At 47.5% G+C, this 21,512-nt stretch carries 13 protein-coding genes; 4 read left to right on the top strand and 9 right to left on the bottom strand.

All coding sequences use genetic code 11. The annotated features are described in order from the left end of the window. Positions 1-41: 41 nt before the first annotated feature. The 5 genes from MH144_RS10840 to MH144_RS10820 all read right to left on the bottom strand — a co-directional run bounded on the left by MH144_RS10840 (position 42) and on the right by MH144_RS10820 (position 12,025). Complete coding sequence (locus tag MH144_RS10840; RefSeq protein WP_239299717.1) at positions 42-4,790, bottom strand: RHS repeat-associated core domain-containing protein; 4,749 nt, start codon at positions 4,788-4,790, stop codon at positions 42-44. Positions 4,791-4,821: 31 nt separating this feature from the next. Further along, entirely contained in the window at positions 4,822-8,121 is a 3,300-nt protein-coding gene (locus MH144_RS10835) for an RHS repeat domain-containing protein (RefSeq protein ID WP_239299716.1), read from the bottom strand. A 339-nt stretch (positions 8,122-8,460) separates the two neighbouring features. Then, positions 8,461-9,363 carry an RCC1 domain-containing protein gene (locus MH144_RS10830; RefSeq protein WP_239299715.1) on the bottom strand — a complete coding sequence of 301 codons (903 nt, stop codon included), beginning with the start codon at positions 9,361-9,363 and terminating at the stop codon, positions 8,461-8,463. Between the two features lie 436 nt (positions 9,364-9,799). Then, positions 9,800-11,035, bottom strand: a complete 1,236-nt coding sequence (locus MH144_RS10825) for an MFS transporter (protein WP_239299714.1) — start codon at positions 11,033-11,035, stop codon at positions 9,800-9,802. A 60-nt stretch (positions 11,036-11,095) separates the two neighbouring features. After that, positions 11,096-12,025 carry an ADP-ribosylglycohydrolase family protein gene (locus tag MH144_RS10820; protein ID WP_239299713.1) on the bottom strand — a complete coding sequence of 310 codons (930 nt, stop codon included), beginning with the start codon at positions 12,023-12,025 and terminating at the stop codon, positions 11,096-11,098. Between the two features lie 522 nt (positions 12,026-12,547). On the opposite strand from MH144_RS10820, the gene MH144_RS10815 reads away from it, so the two are divergent. Together MH144_RS10815 and MH144_RS10810 are read left to right on the top strand one after the other, a co-directional pair. Then, a complete protein-coding gene (locus tag MH144_RS10815; RefSeq protein WP_239299712.1) occupies positions 12,548-13,216 on the top strand; it encodes an HAD family hydrolase in 669 nt (222 codons plus the stop codon). A gap of 46 nt (positions 13,217-13,262) precedes the next feature. Then, positions 13,263-14,435 (top strand): mannitol-1-phosphate 5-dehydrogenase, encoded by a 1,173-nt coding sequence (locus MH144_RS10810; protein ID WP_239299711.1) that lies wholly within the window; start codon positions 13,263-13,265, stop codon positions 14,433-14,435. Positions 14,436-14,537: 102 nt separating this feature from the next. Here the strand turns inward: MH144_RS10810 and MH144_RS10805 are convergent, their stop codons facing one another. The 3 genes from MH144_RS10805 to MH144_RS10795 form a co-directional block, all read right to left on the bottom strand. Next, positions 14,538-15,443: a hypothetical protein gene (locus MH144_RS10805; RefSeq protein ID WP_239299710.1), complete on the bottom strand. Its 906-nt coding sequence runs from the start codon at positions 15,441-15,443 to the stop codon at positions 14,538-14,540. A gap of 131 nt (positions 15,444-15,574) precedes the next feature. Beyond that, complete coding sequence (locus MH144_RS10800; protein WP_239299708.1) at positions 15,575-16,228, bottom strand: YkyA family protein; 654 nt, start codon at positions 16,226-16,228, stop codon at positions 15,575-15,577. A gap of 39 nt (positions 16,229-16,267) precedes the next feature. Then, on the bottom strand, positions 16,268-17,170 hold the full coding sequence (locus MH144_RS10795) for a polysaccharide deacetylase family protein (protein ID WP_239299706.1): 903 nt from the start codon (positions 17,168-17,170) through the stop codon (positions 16,268-16,270). A gap of 222 nt (positions 17,171-17,392) precedes the next feature. Here MH144_RS10795 and MH144_RS10790 point away from each other — a divergent pair, with 222 nt between their 5' ends. Both MH144_RS10790 and MH144_RS10785 read left to right on the top strand, forming a co-directional pair. After that, the gene (locus tag MH144_RS10790; protein WP_239299704.1) at positions 17,393-18,337 is read left to right on the top strand and encodes a DMT family transporter; all 945 of its coding nucleotides are present in this window, start codon (positions 17,393-17,395) and stop codon (positions 18,335-18,337) included. An 86-nt stretch (positions 18,338-18,423) separates the two neighbouring features. Continuing rightward, positions 18,424-19,266, top strand: a complete 843-nt coding sequence (locus MH144_RS10785) for a sulfurtransferase (RefSeq protein ID WP_239299702.1) — start codon at positions 18,424-18,426, stop codon at positions 19,264-19,266. A gap of 111 nt (positions 19,267-19,377) precedes the next feature. On the opposite strand, the gene MH144_RS10780 is transcribed toward MH144_RS10785, so the two are convergent. Continuing rightward, entirely contained in the window at positions 19,378-21,327 is a 1,950-nt protein-coding gene (locus MH144_RS10780; RefSeq protein WP_239299700.1) for an AraC family transcriptional regulator, read from the bottom strand. Between the last annotated feature and the right edge of the window lie 185 nt (positions 21,328-21,512).

Below are 21,512 nucleotides of genomic sequence, written 5' to 3'. Positions count from 1 at the left end.
CTGTCACCTCCTAATTTAGTAATAAACTAACACTGTCACGATCATTTCAGCTTTGGTTCAATATATTTCTTCCAAACATTAACATTACTATGCATAGAAGAATGATTTACGACTCCTTGTCCTTTCCAATAGAATTCTCTTTCTTTTTCTGGAAGGATAACCTCAATATTTAGAGCATTTTCAAAAGTCCTTCTTGCTTTAGCGCTCTTTTTTATGCTACCTCCATTATTTTGAACAATATCATAACTATTATATACTTGTATGTGTTGCCCAACTTTTGTTGACAGTTGATACTCCCGTACTGGTGTAGCTATAGTGATCAATGTATCCACATGCACTCCTAACTTAGCCAAATTATTGGCTATCATGATTGCAACATTTCCTCCGTGACTATGACCTATCAGTCTGATTGGTTCTTTGGGATTGGATAAGTAAAACCTGTATATTCTATCTGTCAAGTCTTTGGCTGCTTCATCGCGAGCTGGAACATTATTTTTCCCAGTCCAACTAAGTCTCGCAACCGACTCATCTAACATACCCTCAAGATAACCACGGAAATCCTTAGTCCACGTATCCTTGTCACTCCATGTCCCATGAATTAACCAAGCAACATGACCAGTCGGATCTACATACTTCAATGGATTGTTATGAACGTATGAATACAAATTCAAGCTCAATGGATCGTTCAGTTCCCCTTCGTACGTATCCTCACCAATGAATCGTGCCATACCCGGGTCGTACCACCGAGCTCGCAAATATTGGAGTCCTACCGTCTCATCCCAATATTCCCCCGCATAGCGAAGTACATTCGGTACTGTTTCCTCCGTTGTGCGTGGTCCACCCCAGATGTCATACGTGTACTCGTTCAATACTTGGCCAGCATCATCCACAAGTCCGACCACATCGCCATGACCATTGAATTGGTAGTATTCCAATTTTCCAGTTTTCTTGTCCTGACGTGCCCACAGTTTCCCATACAGGTCATAGATATAGACATAGGTCAGTTCAGCTTTTCCAGATGTCACTTCGGCTTCCGCCATCAGTTTGGCTTCTTCATCGTAGTAATAACGAGTCGTTTGGTCACCTTCGGTGCGCTCATACAGCAAACCATCCCCGTTGTAGCTATAGGTTACTGTTTTGCCTTCACCGGTCGCTTTAACCAAGCCATTCTGGCTGTCATACGTATATTCTGCATCTTTCAGTCCGTATACCTTACCACTCCCGGTACTGTAACGGTTGCCATTCGAATCATACGTATAGGTTTCCTGTTGCGAACCCGATTCCGTTTGGATGCGATTAAGTTCATCATACGTAAACTGATCAATTGTCCCATTTTGAGTACGGGACGTGATGTTTTTATCTCCATCATATTCATAGTCGAACTGATGAATAGCGCTCGTTCCTTGGGAAACGGTAACTCCTAATAGATCATAACCATCGAACTGATAGCTTGTGCTCAGGCCATTCCCAAACGATACGTTTTCCAGCAAACTGTTCGACGCATAACTAAATGTCATTCGATCCACAGGCGTCTGGGCCGATGCTGCGAGCGCTGAAGCGCCCCCTGTTCCAGAGGTGATATCCATGGAAGTGACCCGGTTCATCGTGTCCAGCTCACCGTGTACCTGCAAGGATTGCCCTTTGGCATCGGACAAGGTATATCCCAACCGCTGCTGGGTATTGTTTTCATATTCCAGCTGGGTTCCATCCGGAAAGGCAAGCCCACTCAGCACACCGTCCGTATCACGGTATGAATAGGTCGTTTTGCCGTGATCATCCGTCATCGACGTTCTACGACCCATCTCGTCGTACATATACGATACAGAGGTATCTGGACCTTTGAACCCTGTAAGCATGTTGTCGCTGTTATACGTATACTCGGTGATCTTTCCGAGCCGATCCTGCTTTTTGATCAAATTACTCTTTTTATCATAGTAGAAGGTAGTCGCAGAACCATCCAGTTTCGGTGGGGTCTGCTTGATGATCCGGCCCAGTTCATCATACTGTTTGGTCACCGTTTGGCCGTTGGCAGAAACAACTTGGGTCACCTGGCCCTGGTAGCTGTAAAAATATCGGCTGGTTTCTTGCTTGGGCGTGGTTGCTGTTGCCATTTGTCCGAGCGCATCGTACGTATATGTCGTCCGCTCCCCATTACCATCAATGGATGCAGTCACGTTGCCACTCAAGTCATATTCTCTTTGTTGCAACGGAGCAAATGTACCGTCCCGATATTCTTCTACTGCTGTCGTGCGTCCCAGTAAATCCATTTTCTCACGAGTCTGGTATCCGGAAGCATCCTGAACCGTTACGGTTTGTCCAACAGGATCAATTGTTGTTGTGTTTCTGGTTCCATCCGGATATTGGGTCTCTGTCATTTGCCCAAACGCATCGACCACATACCTCGTCACGTTTCCCTCAGCATCTTCCAGAGCTGTCACGTTTCCTTCGCTATCATAGGCATATTTATATGTTGCGTCCGCCGTTTGCTCTTCCACGAGCAAACCTAATGGATTGTAACGCTCGGAAGTCACCATGCCGTCTGGCGAAGTGCTTGTTATGATGTTATTGGTGTCATCATATGCAATCGTCGATTGTGTACCATCGGCATGCGTTATTCGAACCAGACGCCCTGACTTGTCGTATTGATTCGTTTCCTGTTCTCCGGCAGCATTCGTCGTTATCTCCAGTTCACTGGCAGACGTGTAGCTGTACGTCTCCACAAGAGATTCTGCTTTACCAGCAGCATCATGCACGGTCATCGATGTCGATTCCAACAAATGCCCTGCATTCGGCTGATAGCTGAATGTTGCTGTACGATCTTTAGCTAATGTACCGCCTTTGTCGGTTGTACTGACGACGCGGCCTTTATCATCCAGCTTCACTTCTGAATCAGAGAGCAATTGTCCACCATATCCGTTTTTGGTGGTGGTCCGTAACATGTCCCCTTGATTGTTATATGATAGTTCCGTGTACTGCTCCAAAGTGCTATTCACCTTAGTGGTGATCCGCACCGGTTTGATCCAATGGTAAGGCGCTTTGCCCACTTCGTAAGAATAAGTTGATTCTTGTCCGGTGCTTTGTTTCTCGGACGTCACCATCCCGTTTGTATCGTATGCGATAGTCGTAGTCAACTTTTCACTAGTTCGACCACCCTCACTTACCCATTCTGTCGTTTGGGTCGGGAGATTCCGTTTGGTTTGGCTATCGTACTGAAGCTCCGTAGAATAGGTTACATCATCTCCAGTTAGTGTATGCTGGTCTGCATAAACTAGATCAGGTTCAGTGACGGCACTAAACGTTTTGGAGAACGTCCACGTATCCACGGTATGTGCAGCCTTAATTTTCGTTGTCCACGTGGCTGATTGTCCATAAGAGTCCAGATCTTCTCCAGAATACTCAAAGTTGATTTGGTCCAAAGTGCCTTCGCCTTCAGTTGTACTGAAATGGCTCTTGCGCTCTCTGACTTTAAAGACGAAATAGGAAGAAGCTTCACCCATTTTCTTAATCGCCGGAATGTATGCGTAATCCGTAATGGCAGAAGATGGACTTGTAATACGCGACAATAAAGCTGTATGCATTACACCATGCGCATTCTGATTGCTTTGCAGCTCAGGCAGGAAATTGAATTTGGATTCTGGATAATAGTAGGTAAACGTCGTGGTCCGATCCAGTGCATCGGTAAACTCTCGCAAAATGCGAATACCTTCATCTTCCCGCTGTGTATACGTTACTTTCCGGTCCGTTCCGGCAAGCTGCACGGTAACCTTCAGGTTGTCATAAGCAAAAGTCAGTGCCTGACCTTCGCTATTTTGAATCCGGGAGATGACTTGGTTTCCATCCAATGTTGTATATTGAAAATCCACCGTATTCCGGTAACCATCTGTAATTTGCAGTAACTCTCCGGTTCCGTTAAACAAATAATCGTAGCCATTCCGGATCGACAAACGGTAACTGCTGGACTGACCATCCACGGTCACAGTCGTATCTTGCTTCACGGTTAAATCATTCCATACGTAACCTTCCAGTTCAAGATTAGCGTTTAGGCGATAATAACCTACACCTGGAATAAGGATAAACCGTTCATCCCCGCGAGTTTCCATGTAGGGTATATCCCAGCGCCAGCCTTGTCCCAACCCCGTATTGAGTTCTTCCTTACGTGGCGTGACTACATTGGAGTATGTTTGTGTTGTTTCGTCGTATTGGACGCCGAGCTGTCCACTTGCTCTAGCACTGTCATAGATACGTGTCAGATCAAACGGAATCAGGCCTGGTAGAGAGAGGTCTGTGCTACTAACCATCATCTCCCCTGTAGCAGTGGCAATAGATTCCGCTCCATAAGACGTCATGTACAGTGATGCATCGTCCCGGATATCGACATGGTTTAGCGCGGTTTCATCCACGTTCGTTCCGGTACCTGGAACATCTTCTTCAATGGCGTTAATTGAAAATGTGTTTTCTTGCAATGTTTCGGAAGGGCTTAGCCCCTCCATTTGAATCGGTTTACTAGTCTCTTGCGTTTCTAGCCATTTCTCTGCAGCCTCGCCGCCTGTGCGATCTGTTTGCAAAGCCTTGTACAGTTGATATAGTGAGTACCCTTGATCTAGCTTCTGTTCAATCCAGTCTTCTCCAATACCAAATTGCTCTTTTAAACTATGGATTGTAATGTAGGTTGCAGAAGGAATAGAATCCTTCCCTTCTGCCGCATCTGCTTGTCCCCCATATCCAAAAGAACCGAGTCCACTAAGTACCAAAATGGCGCAAAGCCAAATGATCGTTATTTTCTTAAACACTCCATCACCTCAACCTAGATTTAGACAATTATTAATTAAAGGGGAAAATCTTTTTCGTACGTTTCGTCAGGTTTCCATTGCGATCATACTCAAATACAATCTGATCTCCCGTAAATAGCACAACTTTAAGCAATTGATTGCCATAGCCATATTCATAAGAGCTATCATTACGAATGTACATTTGAGCAGCCTTGATGACACCTTGAACCGGTTTTCCATCCTTTTCACTCAGCTTCAGATAATAGGTTTGTCCACCCTGCAGTTCCCACTCCAGCACGGTATACTGTTCACCATATACCTGCTCCTGTTCCACTGAAGCTGCTATTGCATTGCTCAGTTCCTTATCTGTATATAACTCAAGCCTAGGTTCGATCGAAAACTCTCCTGACTCTTTAATCGCGATCCGATACTTACCAGAACCATATGGGGTAAAACGATAGTACACATTACCTTGCTGAAGGGTCGGCAGCGCCGTCTCTACACCCTCATACAAGGTCAGAAACTCCACATTCACTTCCTTGACCGCAAACTGGCGATAAGCACCTGCAAAGTGCAGCGTCTGGGGTCCCACATTATGCACCTGAATGTCAGCATGTCCAGGTACTAGTTGTCCTCCTGCCGCATTTTTACCTTCCCTAATAACCACTTGGTTCTGATCCCGAATAACGTAATCATAGGCCACTCCTCCATCTACAGATGTAAGGATCACGGATGCATAGGATGATGTGTTCGAGAACAACACCACGTTATTTGGGGCCAAATCCCGCTTGATCAGTGCAGGCTCCTGACTGGAACTGGCCGTCACCGGAGCGGCATATTGAATTGTTACCGGCTCCGAAGATACTACGGCGACGACAAGCGTTGCTCCCGCTGGAATCTCCCATGTTGCATGACTCATACCTTCCACAAAAGACAAAGATGTATTGGTTGTATCGTAGACTACATAATCCACAACGGAAGTTTCTCCCGCAATCCGTTGAAGTTCAGCAGGTTCCGAACCCGGATTCGTAAACACTGCGCTCTGACCTTGGTTGATGGTGATTTCCAATTCTGGTGAAGGCACTTCATCGTCTTGTCCGCGGAAAACGCGGTAAATTCCACCAAACGTTATGGATTGATTAGAGACATTGGTAACGACAACTTTCTTGCCACCCAAGATCGTCGGTTCAATCGCGGTTGCTGTTCTACTGCTGGACTGAGTTCCATCTACGTTGTAAATCGTGTAGTCATACACTCGTCCTGCGCTGCTGGATGCATCATTTCGGAGTCTTTCCGAATCTGAGCTCGTATTGGTGAAGGCGTAACTCTCCCCTTGATTCAAAGTCACACGCAGATATGCCGGTTCCTGGCTATCCACTACAGAGAAATCATCCGTGTATTCGAATAATACGGGTGTACTTCCCACTACGGTAACGATGGCTTCACCACCGGATGGAATTGTAGCGAGACTACCATTGTTATTGAATTTGTCACTGTGTGCTCTACCATCCGCTTTATACACCGCGACATCATATAGAGAACCTACCGACTTGGCATTACTCCGGATCGGGTTGCTCAGTGAACCGCCATTATGGAATTTGACAGATTGGCCTGGAGACACGGTAATCTTGCTTAGCGCTTCATTCGGTCGACCCTCTACATCAAAGATCGTGTAAATCCCACCTATGGTTACCGGTTGAGCGGATACATTCGTAACTACAGCTTTGTTCCCATAAAATACAACAGGTTCAACCGCCGTCGCTTTTCTTGTACTCCGTTCTGTGCCATCAGGGTAATAGGTCACGTAATCGAATATCCGCCCTTGGCTGGTAGACGCATCGCTGTCGAGATATTCCCTGTCGGTAGTGTTATTCCAAAAAGTCACGCTTTCTCCCTGGTTCAGTGTTACCCGATGGTACGCAGGTTCCATGCTGTCTTCGACCGAGAAATCATCCGTGTAGCTAAACTCAATAGGGACCTGTCCGACTACGGTCACAACTGCATAACCCTGAGAACGAATGATCGGATTTGTATTTTTGTTGAAGCCGTCCGAATGTACAACATCTTCTGATGTATACAGAACATAATCAAAAAGGGCTCCGTTTGAACTGCTCGCATCGTTCTTAATCGGATTGGATAAGGAACCATTATTCCGAAAAATCACGGATTCTCCGGGATATACGGTAACTCGAGTAATGGCATCGCCACCAGCCTTTTGAACATCAAATGTCCGATACGGTACACCATACGTTACGGGTGTTGCTGTCACCAAGGTCACTACAGCGGTTCTCCCCGCAGCTACCGTAGGCTTAGTCGATGTATTGGTCCCGGTGGAACTTTCCGTCCCATTCGGAAGATAAACGACGTAGTCATGCTTGTCTTTGGTGGACCCATCGCTTTGGAGCGCATCGGATTTAGCGCTGATATTTGTGAATTGGTAACTTTCACCTTGATTCAGCGTCACTCGGGTATACGCAGGTTCATCGCTCCACTCACCGGTATAAACTTCGTACGGGAGTCCAATGGTCACAGGCTGTGAACCGGCCCCTGTAAAGATAATTTCGTTTCCTCCCCCTAAGTAGGGCTTTCCGGTTGATTCAAAATTTGAACCAGAGAGGCTTCCATCTTCATTGTAGTTGGCATAGTCATACTTCCGGTCTTGAGCTGTAGACGTATCCGCACTAACCGCCCTCGTTTGTGTTCCTTCATTGACGAATCGATAGCTCTCACCTTTGGACAAGGTCGCTCTATGTAAGGCCGGATTCTCAGACACACTATAGGTGAATTCAACAGGAATGGTTACTGTAAATGCATTGACCCCACTTGAGGTTACGACAGCAGTGTACCCCGCTCCTACGGATAGGCTACTCGTTGAATTCATGTTATCTGTTGAAATGCTTCCATCTGCTTTATAAACCGCATAATCATAAGAACTGCTTCTCGATGTGGCCGCATCTGTGCTCAAGGATTTTGAGCGAGTTCCAGTATTCGTGAAGCTATACGAATCACCAGGATACATTACAATAACTTGCTCTTCTGCTAATGCCATGGCTTGAGTCGTAAAGAAACCCTCACCATACGTATCATCAGTTACGGTTGGTGTATCTTCTTGATCCTCTATATCTTCATCAACACCCTCTGGTTCTTCGTGGATGTCCGGATCAAAAACATCCAGATTCTCAGCGTCTGTTAAAGCTAAATCCTCCATAGATACATCAACATTCTCCGCGCTGCTTTCGGTCGTTATTATGGCATCTGCTTGATCCGAAAGCGCATATCCGCTTGTCGGAAGAATAGTTCCCATCACGAACAAAACGACCAGAAAAACGATAAGACTTTTTCTCAAACTCATGAAAGTTGTCTTCCTCCTTTAAGTATTTTATCCATTTGATACCTTAAGAGTGATATAAATGGAGTCTAATAAATGATTATCGGCATTTTCCTTATTTTAGGATATAGTAGGATAGTCCTTAATTTCAGGGACTATTTTCCTTTTAAAATTCAGATAACAAGAATTTAATGATCCCAATTATCAACAGTGGACAATTCAGACAAATTCACGCAAGGAAAGTATCGTATTAATTCCCTTAACAAAAAAAAGCCGCCATATTGGCGACTTCAACGAAGGATATTGCTCTGCACTCAAATTCATTTCTCTACCACAGAGTAACGCTACATGAAGAATCCTTTCTTAAAAACGACTCCCCGGCATTCGAATGCCTTGCCATCCACTTACATCACATTGTCCATATGTATTATCTCCGACAGCAACCAACGTACCATCTGATTTAAGCCCTACGGTATGGGCACAGCCTGCAGCTACGGCAACAATATCGTGCCAATCACTTACATTACACTGGCCATACGTATTCCAGCCTGCAGCGGAAACCGTACCGTCTGCTTTTAGGCCAATGGTATGATTACTCCCCACCGCAATCGCCTCCACACCGTGCCAGCTGTCTAAAGCGCATTGCCCATGTTTATTACTACCCACAGCGAGCACCGTACCGTCTGATTGCAGACCAGCGGAATGGAGATAACCCGCAGCGACCATTACCACATTACGCCAGCCACTGACTTCACATTGGCGATATCGGTTATTCCCTACAGCCAGCACTGTTCCGTCTGCCTTCAGGCCGAGGGTATGCCAGTCTCCTGCAGTTATTGCCACCATATCATTCCAATGGCTTACCTGGCATTGACCTTCTTGATGCCGACCCACAGCTACCACCTTACCATCCGACTGCAGACCGATGGTGTGACGCCAACCCGCGGCAATGGCTACAATATCGTGCCAGTCGGTTACCTCGCACTGGCCATCCTTGTTCCATCCCACAGCCTCCACGGTGCGATCCGATTTCAGTGCGATGGTGTGAACATTGCCTGTGTTTGTCGCCATATGTACATTACCTGCTGTGACCGCAATGATATCCCGCCAGCCGCTGACTTCACATTGGCCCATTTTATTATCACCCACAGCCATTACCAGGCCGTCAGATGTGAGCCCAACGGTATGACGGCGTCCCGCCGCTATCGGATCTTGGGGCCACTTTTTCACCTGTAACCTCGCTTTATTCAGCGAACCTTGTTCCATGCTCAAGAACCTCCCTTGAAGCGAAGTTTCTTTCGATAGTCCATTTCTCATATTAACTTTCCTAAACTACTCCTCTTTTGGCCTGAAACACATCTTGCCCAGAAGAAGTCCTGTGCCCGAGGAACAAATCAGATATCCAAAGAACAAAAAAACCAAGAAAACAGCATGAAGATCTTCAGGAATCTGAAGCACACCTTCATACCAAGCCAAACGAAAAGGATAGAACAGTGCTACCCAGATGATCAGCAAGACAAGAATAAAATTAATGATTTTCCTCACTATAATGTTCCTTTCAGGGCCTATATGGTGTCCGTTATGTTATACCAATAATACTTCAATCAGGATGGTTTGTCTTTTTCTAGTTAAAACTACAAAGAAGCCTCCACTCCACATTACGCGGAGCAGAGGCTGCATCCTTCCATCTTCCTGCCTAGACTCAGCTGAGCGGTGCAGGCTCCACAACGTCCGGGATTTCCGGCAATCGCTGTTTACGCTCCATCCCCAGACTGATCACAAGCCCAAGCAAACCCAGAGCCGCAATGACTGCTGCGTACAATGGTACGGAAATAAGCCCCGTATGCGTAATCGCGAACCCACCAATATGGGCTCCACCTGCATTCCCCAGATTAAACGCGGAGTGGCTCGATGTGGTCGCAAGCAGCGGTGCTTCGCGTGTCATATTCATGATCCGAATCTGCAGACCCGGCATGATTCCGAACGCTGCAACACCCCAGCAGAAGATTGTAATCACCGCCAGATATGGATTCTCCAGCGTCAAAGTGAGTGCAGCCAAAAGTACGGCCAGCACGCCGAAGTTGACCATCAGGGACGGCATCAGTTTCCAGTCGGCCAGGCGTCCGCCCAGCATGTTTCCGAGCGTCACACCAACGCCGAACAGTACCAGTATCCATGTTACACTCTGCTCCGCAAAGCCGCTGATATCCACTAACATGGGTGTAATATAAGTAAATACCGCGAAGAGGCTTCCACAGCCCATGGCACCGATGAGCAGTATTAATAGCACCTGAGGACGAACAAGATTACGGAACTGCTGTCCCAGGTTCGCCGGCTCCCCTTGCGAAATAACCGGAATGAATCGAATGATGCCAATTAATGAGATGATGCCGAGAATTGTAATGGCTCCGAACGATGATCTCCATCCGAGCTGTTGGCCGATAAACGTACCGAAGGGTACCCCAATAATGTTGGCAATCGTAAGTCCTGCAAGTACAACGGAAACGGCCCCGGCCCTTCTCTCGGGTGCAACCAGACGAGTAGCCATGAGCGACCCTACACCAAGAAACGTACCATGTGCAAATGCCGTCAAAATGCGTGCCGAAATCAGCAAGCCATATGTTGGTGCAATGACGGATAGTGCGTTACCGATGATAAAAATGCACATCAGCAGGACCAGCAGTTTTTTCTGCGGTATCTTATGGGTAAACACGGTCAGAATAGGTGCGCCAACCGCGACACCCAGGGCATATCCCGTAATCAATTGCCCTGCTTGAGGGATGCTCACATGCAGATCAGCAGCCACATTCGGCAGCAATCCCATAATGATAAATTCCGTCATTCCAATGGCGAATGCTCCTACCGTCAGGCATAGAAGGGATAACGGAAATGCCCCTCCTTTTCCCGATTTCGAAGCACATCGTTCTGTCTTGTTCATATGATGTTCTCTTCTCCTGTCCATCTTGTGTCTCTTTTTTGGTTATTCCTTGTTACGATTTCAGGATGATATTTGGGCTGCTTTTAGCCACATTGCCTCGTTCAAGGCCTCGAGGGTTTCCATCATCGCAAGTTTATTGCGCCAATGTGCCGGGATGCCACTCCGACCATAATAAGCACCAGCAATCTGCCCGTACACAGCACCTGTTGTATCTGCATCATCACCAAGATTAACGGCTAACAGTGCCCCTTCTTCAAATGTGGAAGATTTATGGAATGCCCACAACGCGGCCTCCAACGAACGGACGACATAGCCGCTCCCCTGGATTGCAGGTGGTTCCTTATCGCGGTAGGATCCTCGAACAACTTCTTCAATAGCTGGGGAAAAAGAAGACTCATCCCTCCACCGCAGGCATGTCTCGGGCAGCATCATCGTATGCTTGTCTGCTCCGCGCAGCCCTGCAACCAGAATAGCCGCAAGCACCTCGCAGGCTTCCAGGCTTTCCGCTGCTGCGTGTGTCGTGCGGGAGCTCAGCCTCGCATAATGTACAGCATCCTGTGGATGGCCCGCATACACCATAGCAACAGGTGCAAGCCGCATAATTGAACCGTTACCAGCCGTCATCGGATCGGTTGATCCGCTGTAAGGCTCTCCGGTCTTCCTGAAACTTTCCAGCGCATTTCGCGTAGCCCCGCCGATATCAAAGCATGTTCCGGTACTGCTCATATAGCCGACTTCATACCAATTCGTGTATCTGCGCATCTGATCCGCCGGATCAAAATGTTCTTTTCTCACCAGACTTTCAGCCAGACATAGCGCCATTGACGTGTCATCCGTCCACTGTCCGGGAGCCAGGCCGAACACGCCGCCCCCCACAATATCAGTTACAGGCTCAAATGTGCCCGGGCTGCTAAACTCCACTGTCGTTCCCAGTGCATCTCCTGCCGCTAGTCCAAGTAAACATCCATTGAAGCGATCCTTATCCAGCATCGCCGGTCCCTCCTCTGCGTCCTAACTTTCACCATATTTCTTCCATTCTCCCACAAGGGCTGTTCTGTCGTAAAGAATTTTAAAAAGATGCAGCATGGTTTCTTCGAATTCGAAAAATTACCAACGGGCTCTCTTCTATTATTAATGTGTCGAAAAAGGGGGAACGATTGTTATCTCTCCATATCGCAAAAAAAGTTTATTTTTTTACAACGGGGAAAACCGTTTTTTCAGTACACCGCTTACATGCATAGGTCATAACGGTTTGCCACTTTCGATATTTTCTGAAAACACGTCATTTATGTGCAAATTTTCAATGTAAACAATCATGACGCGCTTGACCCCTAAGTTTGTCCCATGTTACGGTTTTATTAGCTTCAACGCTTAAATTTTTCCACATTTATAATTCTCGACTTGCATTCGCGTCAACTAATCTGCCGCAACGCAAAAGTAACAAAGGTGAAATTTGCGATTTTCCATTTGGTTTTATCCCAAAACTAATTCTGAAACAGGAGGAACAAATTTATGATTAAGGCACTGGTTTTTGATTTCGATGGAACGATTATTGATACGGAGACAGCATGGTATATCGCTTTTCGTGATGCCTACAAGGAACACGGCGTGAACTTGACCCTCGAGATGTATTCGCAATGCATCGGTACCAGTCTGAAAACATTCAATCCCTATGAGTACCTCATCACAGATTTGAATCTTCCGATCGATCGGGAAGCGTTCAGGGAATCGGTTCAGCTGCAGCATGCAGCACTGATGAACAAAGAGCAGGTAAGACCAGGTATCCAGAATTACCTCGAAGCAGCACGCAGGGCTGGGTTAAAACTGGCCGTTGCCTCAAGCTCCAAACGGGAATGGGTCGAACAGCATCTGGAACAACTGAAACTGAAGGATTACTTCGAAGTGATTCGAACAGCCGATGATGTGGCCCATGTGAAGCCTGACCCGGAATTATACAATCAAGCACTGGAAGCCCTTGGAGTAACTGCAGACGAAGCCGTAGCCATTGAGGATTCACCTAACGGCGCGCGTGCAGCTGCCGCAGCTGGTATTCACTGTGTTGTAATCTCGAACACCATAACAGGAACACTGAATTTCGATATGCCTCACCAACGGCTGTCATGCCTGACCGACCTCGAATTTAACGATTTGATCTCGAAACCACTCGTCACCACCGTTTAGGTCTGCACGAATTTCGCATTTCAAATTTTAAAGGGGGAGTTCACACATGAAAGCTGTACATTTTGGGGCGGGCAATATAGGCCGCGGTTTTATCGGTCATATGTTGTCCGCTTCCGATTACGAAGTATGCTTTGTCGCACGTAACCCGAAGAAGATATCCATGCTGCAAAAAAGGAAAGAGTATCCCATTACACTCGCTAACGCAGATCAGGATACAACCATGGTCAGCAACGTCACGGCCATTCATGTGGGCGAACAGGATCGCCTGGCTGAGCAGATTGCATCAGCTGATCTCATTACGACAGCGGTCGGAGTATCTGCACTTGAGGATATTGCCGAACCCATCGCCAAAGGCATATATCTCCGCATGAAGAACAACAATCAGGCACCCCTCCATATCATCGCTTGCGAGAATGCCATTGGAGGCAGCACCCGCCTGAAGAAACGGGTATATCCGTTTCTGGATGAACAGACCCGTACCAAAGCCGACCGCTATATCTCGTTCCCCAATGCAGCAGTAGACCGGATTGTTCCGGTGCAAAACCACAAGGATCCGCTGCAGGTCACCGTTGAACCTTTTTACGAATGGGTCGTGCATCGTCCGGCGCTGCTGGATGGATTCAAGGAGATTGAAGGCGTACACTACGTCGACTCCCTTGAGCCTTACATTGAGCGCAAGATGTTTACCGTGAATACAGGCCACTGTGTGGCTGCATACTTCGGATATCTCGAAGGATTCAAGACGATCAGGCAAGTCATGAGTAACGCAGCATTGCGTGCCAAGGTTAAACATGTCATGGAGGAAACCGGAGCCATGCTTGTGAAAAAACACGGGTTTAATCCTCAAAAACACAGTCAATATATCCATACCATTCTTGAACGCTTTGCCAACCCCAACCTGACAGATCAGGTTACCCGGGTCGGACGCTCACCCCTTCGCAAGCTATCGCCTTATGACCGGCTTGTTCGCCCAGCGATGCAGGCCAGCGAATTCGGAATTGAAATTCCCCATCTTACTTCCGCTATGGCAGCCGCAATGCTCTTTGATCACGAGCAGGACGAGGAAGCCATGAAGCTCCAACACATGATTCGTGAAGATGGCGTCTCCGCCTTCATTCGTGAACGCATGGGAATTCCCGACGAACACCTCATTCATCAGCATGTTGTCGCCCGATACGAGGAACTCAAAGGGCACAAGGGATCGACCATTTTAACCTGAAACCTCAGGTAAGACGGTAGGTTATGCACAGCTGAATAGAGACGGCAAAAAAAGCCGGGAGGAACCCATGCCCAAGCATCGTTCCTTCCGGCTCTTTTCATGTTATTTTGTCATGTTTGCTTCATTCATAATGGAATTCAGGGATACATACGCCATCGGCAGGAATCCCTCAGATGGTTCACCCACAGGTGCATAAATCTGGAAAATAAAACCATTTCCGTCCAGTTTTTTTACAATGAAATACTGGGTCTTTTTATCGTTTTGGGCCATCATATACAGTCTTGCATCCTTCATCGGGCCTTTACTCAGCTCTTCCTTGCTCAGTTCCTTGACCTCTCCCGTTTCACTCAGCTCTTCCTTGGCATCCATCTTCAGCGCATCCAGATTGAAGTCTGAAGGAAGCTTTTCGATCTCCACTTTGTAGTCAGGATCAATCTTCATCGTCAATTCGTCGTCCTCTGCATCAAAGGCCATGGGTTCAAACACATAAAGCGAGTATCCCTCACCTTGTGCAAGTTCAGCTGGACGTTTCTCCGTCATGCCTTCCACCGTTACTTCCAGCTCTGTTGTTTTGGAACGATCCGATGTCACGTTATCGCCTGCACTGGAACCGTTCGGTTCATCCGCTTCGATCTTCGCGATTTCCGTAAGTACCAGCTGCTTGGTTGTATTGTCGCCGGTCTCAATCGTTCTCTCTACATATTTGAATTGTACTGAATCTTCATCATCAATGTCATCGAAGGACTTCTGCACATTCTCTTCAACCTGGAAAGCCATCGGAACCTCCTTGACACGGATCTCTACCGTGTGAGGATCTGCCCAGCCAGTCAAAATGCCTTCTGCTTCAATCACCGCACTGTCATTCGGCTGCTGTTCCGGTGCAGGTGTCTGTTCTCCTGTATTATTGGTGGGTGGCTGTGCTGCAGGACTGCTGTTACCACAGGCCACAAGTGAGAATCCCATGAGTAAAACGAGTAGTGATGCACTAATATTCATTGTATTTCGCATATGAACACCTCCGTTAGCTTATACGCAATGATGCTTGTCCATGTTGCTTCAAGTTGCTTACTAGTACTTACACGGCTGACCGCCGGCTCAATCAGATAGATGAATAGAAGAAGCGGAAGTAGAGCACATCTCTAACTCGCTTGTTCCATTTGAACAAGCTTGGCATTGGCCCCGTTAAACGCTTTTGTCTGCTTGTTGAATTGCTTTCTGATCTCGGCGAGCTGCGCATACTGGATGTTGCGTTCCCGGATGGCGCGCTTGATTTTCACCAGATTCGGATCCACGCTGCCTCTCATTAAGGAATAGAGCCGTTCATCGGCATCCAGACTTTGCTGATACGAGGTTACAAACTCCTCAAATGTCCGCGCTCTTACTTCATACTGGTCCAAAACGGTTTGAGCCTGGGTTAGCGTCTCTTCTTTTTCAAAAGACAAACGTCCCAGGGAATCCCGCACAGCGGGCGTTTGCTCCCGTGTCTGATTCATCAAGGTTTCCGCCTGCTCCAGCAGTTTTCTCCGCTCGGCTATATGATCTTCTGCCTGATCCAGTAGTGACTCCAGGTCACTATTTTTGTTTTTTCCCTTATTCAAAATCGACGTGTACAATTCCATTTCCTCCCGTTCATGACGGGCAAGTTCCTTCAGATTCTGAGTCATCTCCTGGTCATTCCGGATCAATTCGTTCACCTGGTTCGCAGCCGGCTCCTGCGGCTCGCCGCAGGCACTGATGAGCACCGTCAACGCTAGGCCGACGGCAGCCAGTGCTGATTTTTTCCACGTACGCACTCGGTCGTCTCCTCTCTGCATTTCTATTATCGTCTCTAATTACAAGCGGGTATCTCCGCTAAAATTGGCAGTCCAATGTGCATTCGGGTCATAGACTTCGAACTCATAACCCCGATCTTCTAGCAATTTCAGAATACGCGGCAAAGCCTGCACCGTCTGCTCCCGCTCATGCATCAGGATCACTTCCTTGTCCCGGTGGACACTCTTGCTGACACGCGCCACGATTTTGTCCGGCTGACCCGGAAGATTCCAATCCAGAGAGTCTGTTGTCCAATCCCACATTTTGAATCCCGCTGCGGCTATGTCGCCCCTGAACGATTCACCGATCTGTGGACTGCTGCCGTAAGGAGCGCGAATCAGATGCGGCGTAAAGCCAATCAGATCCTGCACCATCTTCTGTTCCTTCTTGAATTCTTTCACAAAATTCGCGGAGCTTCCGCTTTTGTACAGGGTGTTATAGTTATGTGTCATACTGTGGAGCCCCGGGTAGCTGCCCTCTTGAACCAGTCGCTCTACCGCGGACTTATGCTGATTCAACTGACGTCCAATCATGAAAAAGGTTGCCTTGGCCTCATGCTCTTTCAAAATATCCAGCAGTTGTTCCGTATACTCACTCGGTCCATCATCAAACGTTATGTATGCCAGCTTGCGAACCTGTCCCTGAAACCGTGCAGGCTCTTCCTTCACATCTGGAGTCATTTCAATCATGCCCAGCTTGGTTGGCTGTTCAATAGCAGCTACCGGGGGCGGGGCTACATAGCCCTTAATCCAGTGGGTCATTCCAATGAATGCATATGTTAAACCGGTAATGATCAGTGCAATCAGCATCAAGGCTGCACTCAATCTTCCGTACCGGATTCGTCTTCGTTTGTGTGTCTTCGTTCGGCTGGTTCTGCTCGCAATCCCGCCGTTTTCTCCTGCTGTCTGTTGTTGAACTCTCACTTTCCATGCCACTTCCTTAATTTCCCGATTATTGGTATATTATATCGTTTCATGTCTCTATATAGAAGATTAATAGAAAAGCGGCATGGGTGAATGACAGAATAGTTACAAGCCCGGTTACAATCTGCTTATCTATTTTTCTTTCATCGCTTTTCGAACAGCTGTGTTCTCCTGTATAATGAATTGATTTACGCCATTTGACTTCAAGAAGGAGCTACATCCATGACAAGCTTGTTTCGTGCCGGCAGATCCATTGAACTTCTGTTCGTTGTCGGCATTATTGCCATCTCGTTTTCTTCCATTTTCGTGCGCTGGTCCAGTGCAGATGTGGCTGTTATCGCCATGTATCGGCTGTTTCTCACCAATCTGCTGATGCTTCCGTTTGTCTGGAAATACCGGCATGAAATGATGCGCCTAAACTTCAGGCAGTGGGGGCTGCTGCTCGCATCGGGTGTGATGCTGGCACTTCATTTCCTGCTGTGGATGGGATCGCTCAGACTTACGAGTGTGGCCAGCTCCACGGTCATTCTCGCCCTTGAGCCCATATTGATTCTTGCCGGTTCCGTTTGGCTGTTCAAAGCCAAGATTAACCGTATGATGATTATCGGCATGGGCATCGCCCTGCTTGGGTCCATCGCCATCGGAGCTGGAGATTTTCAGTTAGCCGGTACGGCACTGCAAGGTGATCTGTTGTCTCTGCTGGGAACCATTGCGGTAGCCATCCATATGCTGCTTGGACAATTTCTGCGTTCCGGACTCAGTGCCTTCTCTTATAATTTCTGGGTATTTTTCGTCGCTGCCTGTACGCTGGCAGTATATAATTTGGCCATGGGGCATCCGTTCGGGGGTTATGCCGCTTCGGAGTGGGGAATTTTCCTACTGCTCGCCATCGTGCCGACGATCTTCGGACACTATCTCTTTAACTGGCTGCTTCAGTATATGAATGCCACAACGGTATCCATGGGCGTGCTTGGTGAACCCGTATTCTCCTCACTGCTGGCCTGGATGCTGCTTGGTGAATCACTCAGTGCCATGCAGATGATTGCTGGTGTCGTCATTATCTTCGGGGTGTGGATCTTCATTCGGTATGGCAAAACCAAACCGGTGTCTATTCCAGCTGACACCCCTGTGGGCGGCCAAGGACCTGCCGAACCTACGGCGGTGTAATCTATCCGAAGCAAAAATAACGATTGGAGTCTGGTATAACAGATTTCAATCGGAATCCAATACTCTTCATAAGGCGGTGTATTTTCATGAAAAACATTGTATCCATGCGCTGGCTGCTCGCCAGAATGTACGAACCCGATGTGGTCATAGCCGATTGCAGATTCCTGCTCGGTCAACCGGATGCAGGAAGACAAGCTTATGAGGCTGGCCATATTCCAGGCGCCGTTTATCTGAATCTCGAACAGGATCTGTCCTCTCCCGTGTCCGCTCATGGCGGACGCCACCCGCTCCCTGACCCGGCAGAACTGGCCAAGCGTCTCTCGAAAGCGGGAATCGGTTCAAATGCTCGTATTGTTGCTTACGATGATCAAGGTGGTATGAACGCTTCGCGACTATGGTGGCTGCTTCGTTATCTGGGCCATGAACAGGTGTACGTGATGGACGAGGGCTTCTCTGCTTGGCAGAACGCCAAGTTCCCGGTAACCACCGACGTGCCCGTGCGGATTCCATCCACGTTCGAAGCAAATGTGCAGCCACACATGCTCGCCAGCGTGCAGGATGCTCAGCAAGCTTCGGCCAATAGCTCAGCCGTGCTGATTGATTCACGTGATGCCCGCCGCTATTCGGGTCTGGAAGAACCGATCGACGCCAAGGCTGGACATATTCCGGGCGCGCAGAATTATTTTTGGAAGGACGTGCTTGGTGCAGAAGGTCGGTGGTCTGACGTGAGTACGTTGGAGGAACGTTTCGGGAAGCTGGCGAAGGACGAGCCCATTATCGTATATTGCGGCTCCGGCGTCTCGGCCTGCCCGAACGTGATTGCGCTGGAGGAAGCCGGATATACGAACGTGAAGCTGTATGCTGGTAGCTGGAGCGACTGGATTAGTTATGAGGAGAATGCGGTAGCGATTGGGGAAGAAAAAATATAGCAGACAAAACAAAAGCCCGCGAAGCATGCGGGCTTTTTAACGTTGTTGGCATTCAGTGATTGAGCATCAATGTAGAATACATTACGTATCTATAAGATTCTCATGTGCCACTTATTCAGCGATCATCTTCGGAAACTCATCGAGCAGCATATCACTGGTCAGCATATCTTCATAATTCCATTTGGATTCAATAAAAGTGACTTTGCCACTTTGCACAGCGGGCAGCTTCTTCCACAGAGGCGTTTCAAGCAGCTCCTTGAAGGATGCTTCTGCATCATCATTTTGAGGATACAACACAAACAGGTGATCACCGATAAGTGTCTCATGCATTAGCTCAGGTGAAATTTCAATAAATGGCGAGCCTTCGGCAGGCTCAATTCCCTTCACCTTATCAGACATCTTATAGCCTTGCGGCTGATACAACAGCTCAGGCACTCCGCCCGTTTTCATCAGGTACATCGTTCTGTCCCAATAATACAACATGACAACAGCTGTCTCGCCTTCCTCAATCTTCCCTTGCTTTCGTAACTCACTCCACATTTTCTCCGCCTTGAGGTTATAGTCCGTTAACAATTGCTTTGCTTCGTCTTGTTTACCTACAATCTCTCCGATGACTGTGAGTCGTTCGTTTAATGGCAGATTCTGATCAAATACAACGGTCGGTGATATTTTGGAGATCTCATCATACTGCTTGTCCAGAACGTAACCCAGCATGGTCAGGTCCGGCTCCAGTGAGAGAATTTTCTCAAAGCTGGTGGGAAAACCGATATCCTCTGCTGGCGTAATTTCTTTATCCTCATATGCCGAATTTTCAATAAATCTGCGATCGATTCCTACCGGTTGAACTCCCAGCGCAAGCAGATCTCCGATGGAATTGCCTTGAAGTACGATGCGTTGCGGCTTTTCTGGTATGCTGACCTCATGTCCCTGATTGTCCGTATATAACCTCTCTGAAGGCGCAGTGCTCACCTGCTGACTCGTTTGTGTCTCTACGGATGATGCGGAAGTTGTGCTTGTATTGCTCACAGCAGGCGAGCAGGCGCTGACTAAAATGGCCAAACACAACAACATCACTGCCCCCATGGATCTTTTGGTATTTCTGCACATCGGTAAATCGCCCCTTCTATACTGATAATGATTATCATACTCATCACCAATATACCCTTGTCCTCTCGTTTGTGCATTAGACAATCTTAGCCTGGTTATAGGACGATCTGCGCTTCCCGCCTGCAGGGATATGGATCTGTAATTGCCTGGAGTTAATCCGGTTACCTTCTTGAACATGCGGATGAAATAAGACAAATCCTTGTAGCCCACGCCCTCGGCAATTTCTTGCAAGGAGGCTTCGGTATGTAGCAAAAGCTCTTGCGCCTTCTCTATACGTGTTTGAATAACATAATCAATAAGACTGCTTCCGGTCTTGGTTTTAAACTGTTTTGCCATATAAGCAGCACTATAGTTAAAACGTTCGGCCACGGAGGACAATGTAATAGGCTCCCGGTAATACTCCCTTATATAATAAATGGCTTGTTCCGCCAGATCGGGTTTGCCATTGGTTTTAACATTCATCTGTAATTGCTTCTCGATCTCATATACAAATTGGTATAGCTTCGATTTGACCTGAATCCGCTCCAGCACGCTGGCTTCCAGCCACATACGGCGCATTTCCTTCAGAAGCAGCAGCAATCCCACCGGATCATGCGGCACAAAATCATATGGTTTGTGGAATGGACTGCACGTCTCAAAACGTCTCCGTACACCCGGTAATGCCCTAATGGAGAGCGATGCCTTATAGAAAACGAGATAGTATTCCAGTCCCTCTCTAACCGAATAAATATCCAGCAAACCTCCTTTTCCACTGTGTATGACATGAAAACGGTCTGCTTCATGCTCCTTGCCATTCAATCGAAAAGATGCGGTGCCACGAGTAATATATAGATAGCCAGATGAAGGAAACCGATAGGCAGTTAACCCATCCCCTACCCCCAAAAAATGATGACGAATGTCCTTCAGTTGAATGTTGGCATAATCCCATAGTAGTAAATGATCCTCTTTCAACATGGTTGTACCTCCTGTCTATCGGAAGTATAATTGATAATTATTATCAATTACAATATGTTTTTGGAGAAACCTTCCACGGACTTGCTGCGAGGATATTTCTTGCACCTGCTTATACAACCAAGAAACGGGAAGGCATTGGTGAGGACCCTGAGTCTGGTTATGCCATAGATAATGGGGAAGCATCG

This window comes from Paenibacillus sp. ACRRY, assembly GCF_022346995.1.
Lineage (GTDB): Bacteria > Bacillota > Bacilli > Paenibacillales > Paenibacillaceae > Paenibacillus.
This window is presented reverse-complemented; position numbering and strand designations above follow the sequence as displayed.